We start from the raw sequence: 9,366 nt of genomic DNA, 5'->3' as shown, positions 1-9,366 counted from the left end.
CCTGACCTTTATGACCCGTTACCTGACCGGTGACAATGTTGACCGCGGCGCCACTGCCTCCGAAGGGAAAGAGTGGGAGCGCAATACTGAGCTGATGTACGTGTTCCAGGAAGGCGCGCTGAAGAACCTCGGCGTGCGCTGGCGCAATGCGACTGTGCGCTCGAACTTTACCAACGACCTCGACGAAAACCGCCTGATCATCAGCTACACCCTGCCACTGTTGTAACAACAATTTAGCGATAACAAAAAAGGCCCGGACATTGTCCGGGCCATTTGCATGCTAACGCTGTAATTAGTCTTGGCTAACGGCGCCAATCTTGTGCACCGAGAGGTCGGCACCGTAGTACTCCTGCTCCTGGCTCAGGCGGATACCCACAGTAGCTTTCAGCACACCGTACACCAGCACACCGCCAAGCAAGGCCACCACCACGCCCAGCGCAGTGCCGATAAACTGGCTGGCCAGACTTACACCGCCCAGACCGCCCAGCGTCTGCTGGCCGAAGATGCCGCAGGCGATACCGCCCCACACGCCGCACAGGCCGTGCAGCGGCCAGACGCCAAGCACGTCGTCGATTTTCCATTTCACCTGGGTCGCGGTAAACGCCCAGACGAACAGCGCACCGGCAATGGCGCCAGTGACCAGAGCACCGACCGGATGCATCAGATCGGAACCGGCGCACACCGCCACCAGGCCGGCGAGCGGGCCGTTGTGCAGGAAGCCTGGGTCATTACGTCCAACCAGCAAGGCCGCCACCGTACCGCCGACCATCGCCATCAAGGTGTTGACCGCCACCAGACCGCTGACGCTGCCCAGGGTCTGCGCGCTCATCACGTTAAAGCCGAACCAGCCGATGATCAGAATCCACGAGCCCAGTGCCAGGAACGGAATATTCGACGGGGCAAAGGCCACCAGGCGGCCATCGCGGTAACGCCCATCACGACGGCCCAGCAGAATCACCGCGCCAAAGGCCAGCCAGCCGCCCACCGCATGCACCACCACCGAGCCGGCAAAGTCATGGAAGGTTGCGCCAAACTGCGCCTCCAGCCAAGTCTGCACGCCAAAATTGCCGTTCCAGATCATCCCTTCGAAAAAGGGATAGATAAAGGCCACGATCAGCACCGTGGCACACAGCTGCGGGCCGAACTTGGCGCGCTCGGCGATGCCACCGGAGATGATCGCCGGGATGGCCGCAGCAAAGGTCAGCAGAAAGAAGAACTTCACTAGGGCGTAACCGTTGCCTTCAGTCAGCACATTGGCTGGTTCGAGGAAGGTCACGCCATAGGCGATCCAGTAGCCGACAAAGAAATAGGCCAGGGCCGACACGGCAAAGTCGGAGATGATCTTCGACAAGGCATTGACCTGGTTCTTCTGCCGGACCGTCCCCACCTCAAGAAAGGCAAAGCCGGCATGCATGGCCAGCACCATCACGGCGCCGAGCAGGATAAACAGGGTATTGGAGCCGTGAATAAGGGTTTCCACAGCACTGTTGATGTTTTCCATCGGCAAAGAAAACTCCGTCGCGGGGAAAAAGCACCAAAGAGGATCACAAAGCAATAAACACGCACCATATGGCAGCATTTATCACCAACCACCTTGCCGAAGCAGGGCCTGCATAGCACCAAGCCAGTGCTCACAGAACCATGCTTTGAGGTACTTATTCCATAGTTATTAATGAGTTATTGATGCACCACGGCGTCCTGGCCATAACCCTCGCAGCCCCATAAAGGAGCGTATTTGCAAGAGCGCGCACCAGCACAATGCAATCACTGTACCAGCCGATAAGCCAGCAGCACCCGCCGTGCGCCGAAGAAAAAAGGAACCACTGCGCCTCAGGGGACTCGAACCCCCTACACTGCCCGTCACAAGGAGAGACACCATGGCCCGTAAGACCCCCGTATCGTCCAGCTCGGATCAGTTACTCGACGAATTCCAGGCGCTGGTGCGCGACACAGAAAGTCTGCTGCAGCACTCCGCCAGCCTCGCTGGTGAGCAGGCCGAAGCGCTGCGCGAGCAGATCCGTGGCAGCCTGGGCCGCGCACGCAGCACCCTGCACAACGCCGAAGACGCCCTGCAGGCACGCGGCAAGGCGGCCCTTGAAGCCACCGAAGGCTATGTGCAGACTCACCCATGGCAAACCCTCGGCATTGCTGCCGCTATCGGCCTGCTGCTGGGCATGCTGATTACCCGGCGTTAAAGAGAAACCTTAATGGATGCAACACCGCCCACCCCGCCAAGTCGCGGCAGCTCGCCACGGCGATTTGCCAGCGCCTTGCTGGGGTTATTGCAGGGCCATATCGCGCTGTTTGGCGAAGAGCTCAAAGAGCAACAAAGCCATACCCTAAACCTGCTGGTGCTCACCAGCCTGAGCCTGCTGTTCGGCCTGCTGCTGATTATCGGCCTGTCGGCTGCGCTGCTGATGGCCTTCTGGGAGACACATCGCCTGCTGGTTATCAGCGCCCTGTGCGCCTTCTATGCATTGGGCCTGCTGGGCAGCCTGATCGTGCTGTTGCAGCGTGTACGCAATGCCCCTGCGCCCTTCAGCGCCAGCCTTGAAGAGCTGGCCCGCGACCGTGAGCAACTGCTGCCATGAATATGCCCGAGCTACCCGCCAAGGCCTCGCGCCGCGAGCTGCGCAAAACCCTGCTGCGCATGCGCCTGGAAATGCACCGCCAGGAACTGCGCCACGAAACCCTGGTCATGCTGCAGCCGTTGCGCCAGGCGCAATACTGGCGCCATCACTGGCGCGAAGAGCTGGGCAACAGCAATGCACCACTTTGGGTCGCTGGCGGCGCACTGCTGCTGGCCACCCTCGGCATCCGCCGTGGCCACTGGCGACGCTGGCTGCGCATCGCCCTGATCGCCTTCCCGCTGCTGCGGCGCAATCCGCCGCGACGCCCGGACCAGCCTCAGGCTAGCCACACAGAAGACTGAGTGTGCGGCGCCCAGCTCAGCCGCCCGTGCTGAGCAAACTCTAGCCTGCCCCAAGTAGCGGCACTCAAGAGAAGCCCGCCGCGCACCGTCGTTAACACCCTTGAGTTCGGCGATACGCGAGCTGATCGAGTGACGCGTCATCAACAGCCAGGGCAAGCACGGTTAACCGCGACTGCGGTGCTGGCTATTCGCCGATTGAATCCGTATCGACCTTATACTCGGGCCGCCTCAGACGCACCGACCACTGTGGCGGTCAAAGCCCCGATGCAGCATTGGCTGTGGCTCGATATCGATACCCGCGAGGCTTAACTGCATCGTGTGTGCAGCATGCAGTGTCTTGCATCGTCGCCCCAGAACCCCGAAGCTAGCTGGCAACAGCCAGGTAACGGCGAGGACAACTCTTGGATTGGCAAACCCTGCTCAACCGTGAACGACTCGGCAAGCCGACGCACAGCGTCGCCGAACTGGGCCGCACCCCGTTTCACAAAGACCACGACCGCATCATCTTCTCCGGCGCCTTTCGCCGTCTGGGGCGCAAGACCCAGGTGCATCCGGTCTCGAGCAACGACCATATCCATACGCGCCTGACCCATTCGCTGGAAGTCAGCTGCGTCGGGCGCTCCCTGGGTATGCGGGTCGGCGAGATGATCCGCGCTGCATTACCGGATTGGTGCGAGCCAAGCGACCTGGGCATGGTCGTGCAGTCTGCCTGCCTGGCCCACGACATCGGCAACCCGCCCTTCGGCCATTCAGGTGAAGATGCCATCCGCCATTGGTTTCAGCAGGCCGCCGGACGCGGCTGGCTGGATTCGATGAGCGCGGCCGAGCGCGGCGACTTTCTCAGTTTCGAGGGCAATGCCCAAGGCTTTCGTGTGCTCACCCAGCTGGAATACCACCAGTTCGACGGTGGCACGCGGCTGACCTATGCAACCCTCGGCACCTACCTGAAATACCCCTGGACCGCGCGTCACGCCGAGGCGCTGGGCTACAAGAAACACAAGTTCGGCTGCTACCAGAGTGAGTTGCCGCTGCTTGAGCAGATCGCCAGCAAACTCGGTCTGCCGCAGCTGGAAGAACAGCGCTGGGCGCGTCACCCGCTGGTCTACCTGATGGAGGCTGCGGACGACATCTGCTACGGCCTGATCGACCTGGAAGATGGCCTGGAAATGGAGCTGCTCGATTACAGCGAGGTTGAGGCACTGTTGCTCAACTTGGTTGGCGACGATCTTCCGGAAACCTACCGTCAACTTGGACCCGCCGACTCCCGGCGGCGCAAGTTGGCGATCCTGCGTGGCAAAGCCATCGAACACCTGACCAACGCCGCCGCCGAAGCCTTTGTCGAGCAGCAGGACGCTCTGCTCGCTGGCACCTTGCAAGGCGATCTGGTCGAGCATATGCACGGCACCGCCAAGCGCTGCGTGCAGAGCGCCAAGGACATGGCCCGACAGAAGATCTTTCAGGACAAGCGCAAGACCCTGCATGAGATCGGTGCCTACACCACCCTGGAAATTCTGTTGAATGCCTTCTGCGGCGCGGCGCTGGAGCAGCATGGCGGGCGCACGCCGTCGTTCAAGAACCGGCGCATTCTCGACCTGCTCGGCAATAACGCCCCCGACCCAAGCTGGCCGCTGTATCGCTCATTTCTGCGCATGATCGATTTTATCGCCGGCATGACTGACAGCTACGCTACTGAAATGGCCCGCGAGATGACGGGCCGTTCAAGCCCGGTATAAGCCATGACTAGCCTACTGCGACAAACCTTCAGCTGGCATGCCGGCCCGCCCGCCTGGGGCCCGGCGATGGTCGCCGGCTTCGGCTGCGCGCTGCCGTTGCTGCTCGGGCTGTTCAGCGCTCATCCGGGCTTTCTCTGGGCCTCGGTTGGCGCATTTCAGGCCGCCCAGGCCAACCCGCTGCATCGCCTGGGCATGCTGCGCATGCTGATGCTCTGCGGTCTGGGGGCCTGCAGCGCCGGCTTGGGCTTCTGGTCGGCCGATCACCCCTACGCGAGCTTTTTCATCTTCGCCGCCTTTGGCTTTCTGCTGGCCTGGCTGCAACGCTTTGGCAGCGAAGCCGGCAAGCTGGGCATCGGCCTGGCCATCTGCCTGTGCCTGGGCCAAGGCCAGCAGGGCCTGGGTTCGCTGAATAATCCTTACGCCATCGCCATGCTGTTTATCCTCGGCGGGCTGTGGGTGATGCTGCTGGCTTTCGGTCTGCGCGGCATGCATGGCCTGCGCATGTGGCCGTATATGCCGCGCTTTATCAGCATCTTCAAGGTGCTCAAACGCCACGCCAAACGCCTGCCGCAACAGAAATGGCGCCTGCATGCGCTGGGCTGCACCCTGGCGTTCGCCCTCTCCGGGCTGATCGTCAACCTGGCCGAGCTGCACCGCGGCTACTGGCTGACGCTAACCGTGGTCACCACCCTGCAGCTGGAGTTTCAGGGCAGTCTGGTGCGCGCCGTGCAATCGATCCTGGCCAGCCTGGGCGCGGCTGGGCTGCTGATTCTGCTCGGGCATAGCCTGCAGAATCCGGCGCTGATGGTCGCCACATTACTACCGCTGATTGCCCTTAGCCGTGCCCTGCAGGCCAACCACTACGGCCTGTTTGTGCTGCAGACAACGGTGTGTTTCGTGTTGCTGGCCGAAAGCCTGGCGCATGACTGGCAACTGCCGCAGGTGCGTCTGCTCAACAGCCTGATAGGCGTGGTGCTGGCGTTGCTGGTGGCGCTGCTGGTGTATGGCCTGGAGCGCTGGCTGGAACATCGACACAGCCTGCAACAAACCAAGCACAGCACAGAGCCAATTTAGCGCTGCTGCCGCGCAAAAACCTGCAGCCGCGCAACGGCAAAGCGCGTAAGGCTCCACTATGCTTTGCGCTTAGTCAGAGCGTACAAGGGCATGCGCGGATGCAGCAGACAACCAAGTCCAAGGAACGGCGTTTTCCGCTCCATATCCATATCAGCGTGCTGTTCACCCTGTTGCTGCTGGGCTCGGGGGCACTGCTGGGCGTTTTCAACTACCAGCAGACCAGCAATATCATCCTCAGCAGCAGCGATCAGCTGTTCAGCCAGATGCGCAAGGAAGTACAAGCGGATCTGCGTAATACCTACCAACCGATTCGCTACATGATCAACCTGCTGGCGCGTAACGAGCAGATCAACGGCCGTGACCGCCATGAACGCATGGTCATGCTGCCTATTTTCGCCCAGGCCCTGCGCGACAACCCCAAACTGGCGTCGATTTATGTCGGCTATGGCGATGGCGGGTTCTTTATGGTGCGGCCACTGCGCAGCGAGAAACTGCGGCAGATGTTCTCCGCCCCGCAAAATGCGGCATATCACCTGTGGAGCATCGACCGCATCAGCGAACAACGCCTGGATTCCGAATACCTGTTCTTCGACGCGCAGTTGCAGCCAATCAGCCGCCGGCAGAACCTCAAGGAAACCTACGATCCGCGCAGCCGGCCTTGGTACAACAGCGCTCTGCAGAGCCAGGAGCACTTTACCACCGCGCCTTACGCCTTCTTCTCCAGCGGGGAAATCGGCACCACCATCGCCCGCAAAAGCAGCGCAGCCACGGTGGTGGCCGCTGACCTGACCCTCGATGACCTGTCCGCCACCCTCGCCGCACACCGCCTGACGCCCTCCACCGAGGTGGTGCTGTACAGCCCCGATGGCAGTGCGGTCGCCTACCCGGACAGCTCGCGCCTGATCATTCCGGGGGAAAAGCTGCAACTGGCGCAGGTCAAGGATCTTAGCCCGGTACTCGCCGACTTTCTCAGTCTCGGCCTCGACAAGGACCGTCAGGGCGCCGTACGTCTGAACAAGCAGCGCTGGCAAATCGCCTACAGTCAGTTCAGCGAGGGTGGCCCGCAAGGACTGCGCCTGGCCCTGCTGGCCCCGGAAAGCGAACTGCTGGCCGATGCCTACCGCATTCGCTGGCAGGGCGCGGTATTGACCCTGGGCATCTTGCTGCTGTGCATCCCGCTTGGCTGGCTGCTCTCCAATATCCTGGTCAAACCGCTGCGCCTGCTGGTGGGTGAAGCCGAAGCCATTCGCAGCTTCAATTTCGACTATCCGGCCAGCGGGCGCTCTTTCGTCAAGGAAGTTGATCAATTGGCCGTGTCGATGACGCGCATGAAAGACACCATCTCCAGCTTCCTCGATATTGCCGCCACACTTTCAGCCGAAACCCGCTTCGATGCCCTGCTGCGCCGGGTATTGCGCGAAACCGTCGACCTCAGCGAAGCCAGCGGCGGCCTGCTCTATCTGCGCGACAGCAGCAGCGGCCGCCTGGAACCGCACGGCCTGTTTATCAACCAGCTGCAACACAACCTGGAAGAGCACCGCATCCCCAGTTTCGACACAAACGATCCCGCTCTGCCCACCTGGCTCGCGCAGACGGCAACCGGCGGCCCCAGCGTCACCGTGGCGCTCGGTTTCGAGCATGCTCAGGGTTTCCAGAGCCTGCTGCACACCCTCGACAGCCCGCGCGCGCACCTGGTCTGCACCGGCCTGCACAACCGCCAAGGTCAAACCCTCGGGGTACTTTTGCTGCTGCACCGTGACAGCGGTGACGAAACCGACCTGGCCATGCTACGCCCCGAGCGCATTGCCTTTGTCGAGGCTGTCTCCGGCGTCGCAGCGCTGTGCATTGAGAGCCAGCGCCTGCTCGATCAACAAAAGAAACTGCTCGACGCCTTTATCCAATTAATCGCCGGCGCCATTGACGCCAAAAGCCCCTACACCGGCGGCCACTGCCAGCGCGTGCCGGAGCTAACCCTGATGCTCGCCCGCGCCGCCGCCGCCAGCGAGGAAACTGCCTTTAGCGACTACCAGCCCAGCGACGAAGAATGGGAAGCCCTGCATATCGCCGCCTGGCTGCATGACTGCGGCAAGGTCACCGTGCCTGAGTACGTGGTGGACAAGGCGACCAAGCTGGAAACCATCTGCGACCGCATCCATGAAGTACGCATGCGCTTCGAGGTGCTCAAGCGCGATGCCTGGATCAGTTACTGGGAACACCTCAGCCAGGGTGGTGACGCCGAGAGCCTAGGCCAGGTGCGTGATGAACTGCTCACCACCCTGGATGATGAGTTCGCCTTTATCGCCCGCTGCAACCTGGGCGGCGAAGCCATGGCCGAAGCCGATCTTGAGCGTCTGCGCAGCATCGCCGCGCGCACCTGGACACGCACCCTGGATGATCGTCTCGGAGTGTCCTGGGAAGAAAACCTGCGCCAATCGCGCACCCCGGCGCAGCCGTTACCGGTACAGGAAACGCTGCTCAGCGACAAAGCCGAACACCTGATCGAGCGCCCCGACAGCGAGCTGATCGCCGAGGACAACCCCTGGGGCTTCAAGCTGGACGTGCCGCACTACAAACACAATCGCGGCGAGCTGTATAACCTCGGCATCGGTCGCGGCACCCTGACCAACGAAGAGCGCTTTATCATCAATGGCCATATGGTGCAGACCATCCGCATGCTCAGCCACCTGCCTTTCCCGCCGCACCTGGCCAACGTCGCCGAGATTGCCGGCGGCCACCATGAAAAGATGGATGGCACCGGCTACCCGAAACGCCTGAAGCGCGAGGACATGAGCCTGCCGGCACGGATGATGGCGATTGCCGATATCTTCGAGGCGCTGACTGCGGTGGATCGGCCCTACAAGAAGGGCAAGCTGTTGTCCGAATCACTCAATATCATGGCGAGCATGTGCAAAGACTCGCATATCGACCCCCAGCTGTTCGGGCTGTTCGTGCGGGAAAAAATCTACCTCAGCTACGCCGAACGCTTTTTGCGCCGCGAGCAGATTGATCAGGTCAATAACGCTGCGCTGCTGGCCAAGGCTGGCCTGAGCGAATAGAGGGGGAGCGCGAGGGGAACAACAACAGGGCAGGCGTGGCGCCTACCCCGTTTACAGCATCAGGCCTGCTTGATCGAGTTGTCCGGGTACCAGACGTCGATCAGCGGGCTGGCGGTGAAATCCACCAGCTCGTCACGGCCTTTCAGCCAGGCTTCAACGGCAGCGCGCTGCTCTTCGTTGACCGAGCCACGCTTGGACAGGCACACCAGACCGAAGTCGTCGCCGCCGACATAACCCAGGCCGTTAGCGGTCATGGCGTCACGCAGGAACTGTTCAAGAAAGCTGTCGATGGCTGCATCAGCCAGGTCTTGCTTGAAGTTCAGGTTCAGCTCAAAACCCAGCTCCTGGAATTCATCCACGCAGAGTTTTTTGCGCAGACGGCGGGAACGGTTAGTAGCCATGGAACAATCCTCATAAGTGATAACGCGCGGCACTTTAGCAGTTTCACGGCCTGTGCGCCCGCTTGGAAGACGACAAGTCGATCGATACGCCACAGAAAAGCCCGGCCAATGGCATTTACTGCCACTCAGGCGCAACCGTCTTGGGGCATAATTGCCAACACTTTCTCAAC

The 9,366-nt window shown here is 61.4% G+C and carries 9 protein-coding genes; 7 read left to right on the top strand and 2 right to left on the bottom strand.

Going from position 1 to position 9,366, the window contains the following annotated elements:
• Positions 1-226 (top strand): OprD family outer membrane porin (locus WA145_RS17795; protein WP_422582841.1); only part of this gene is annotated, 226 nt, incomplete at its 5' end.
• Positions 227-292: 66 nt separating this feature from the next.
• Here WA145_RS17795 and WA145_RS17790 read toward each other — a convergent pair.
• On the bottom strand, positions 293-1,501 hold the full coding sequence (locus tag WA145_RS17790) for an ammonium transporter (protein ID WP_422582840.1): 1,209 nt from the start codon (positions 1,499-1,501) through the stop codon (positions 293-295).
• A 376-nt stretch (positions 1,502-1,877) separates the two neighbouring features.
• Between WA145_RS17790 and WA145_RS17785 the strand changes: the two genes are divergently transcribed.
• The 6 genes from WA145_RS17785 (at position 1,878) to WA145_RS17760 (ending at position 8,795) form a co-directional block, all read left to right on the top strand.
• Positions 1,878-2,195, top strand: a complete 318-nt coding sequence (locus WA145_RS17785) for a DUF883 family protein (RefSeq protein ID WP_422582839.1) — start codon at positions 1,878-1,880, stop codon at positions 2,193-2,195.
• Positions 2,196-2,207: 12 nt separating this feature from the next.
• The gene (locus WA145_RS17780) at positions 2,208-2,591 is read left to right on the top strand and encodes a phage holin family protein (protein ID WP_422582838.1); all 384 of its coding nucleotides are present in this window, start codon (positions 2,208-2,210) and stop codon (positions 2,589-2,591) included.
• A gap of 2 nt (positions 2,592-2,593) precedes the next feature.
• Entirely contained in the window at positions 2,594-2,932 is a 339-nt protein-coding gene (locus tag WA145_RS17775) for a hypothetical protein (RefSeq protein ID WP_422582843.1), read from the top strand.
• 401 nt (positions 2,933-3,333) lie between these two features.
• Positions 3,334-4,665 (top strand): deoxyguanosinetriphosphate triphosphohydrolase, encoded by a 1,332-nt coding sequence (locus tag WA145_RS17770; protein WP_422582837.1) that lies wholly within the window; start codon positions 3,334-3,336, stop codon positions 4,663-4,665.
• A gap of 3 nt (positions 4,666-4,668) precedes the next feature.
• A complete protein-coding gene (locus WA145_RS17765) occupies positions 4,669-5,739 on the top strand; it encodes an FUSC family protein (RefSeq protein ID WP_422582836.1) in 1,071 nt (356 codons plus the stop codon).
• Positions 5,740-5,837: 98 nt separating this feature from the next.
• Positions 5,838-8,795, top strand: coding sequence for an HD domain-containing phosphohydrolase (locus WA145_RS17760; protein ID WP_422582835.1), 2,958 nt, complete (start codon positions 5,838-5,840; stop codon positions 8,793-8,795).
• 59 nt (positions 8,796-8,854) lie between these two features.
• On the opposite strand, the gene WA145_RS17755 is transcribed toward WA145_RS17760, so the two are convergent.
• A complete protein-coding gene (locus tag WA145_RS17755; protein ID WP_422582834.1) occupies positions 8,855-9,196 on the bottom strand; it encodes a YggL family protein in 342 nt (113 codons plus the stop codon).
• Positions 9,197-9,366: the final 170 nt, after the last annotated feature.

This window comes from Pseudomonas sp., assembly GCF_049301935.1.
In the GTDB taxonomy this organism is placed as follows: Bacteria; Pseudomonadota; Gammaproteobacteria; order Pseudomonadales; family Pseudomonadaceae; genus Aquipseudomonas.
This window is presented reverse-complemented; position numbering and strand designations above follow the sequence as displayed.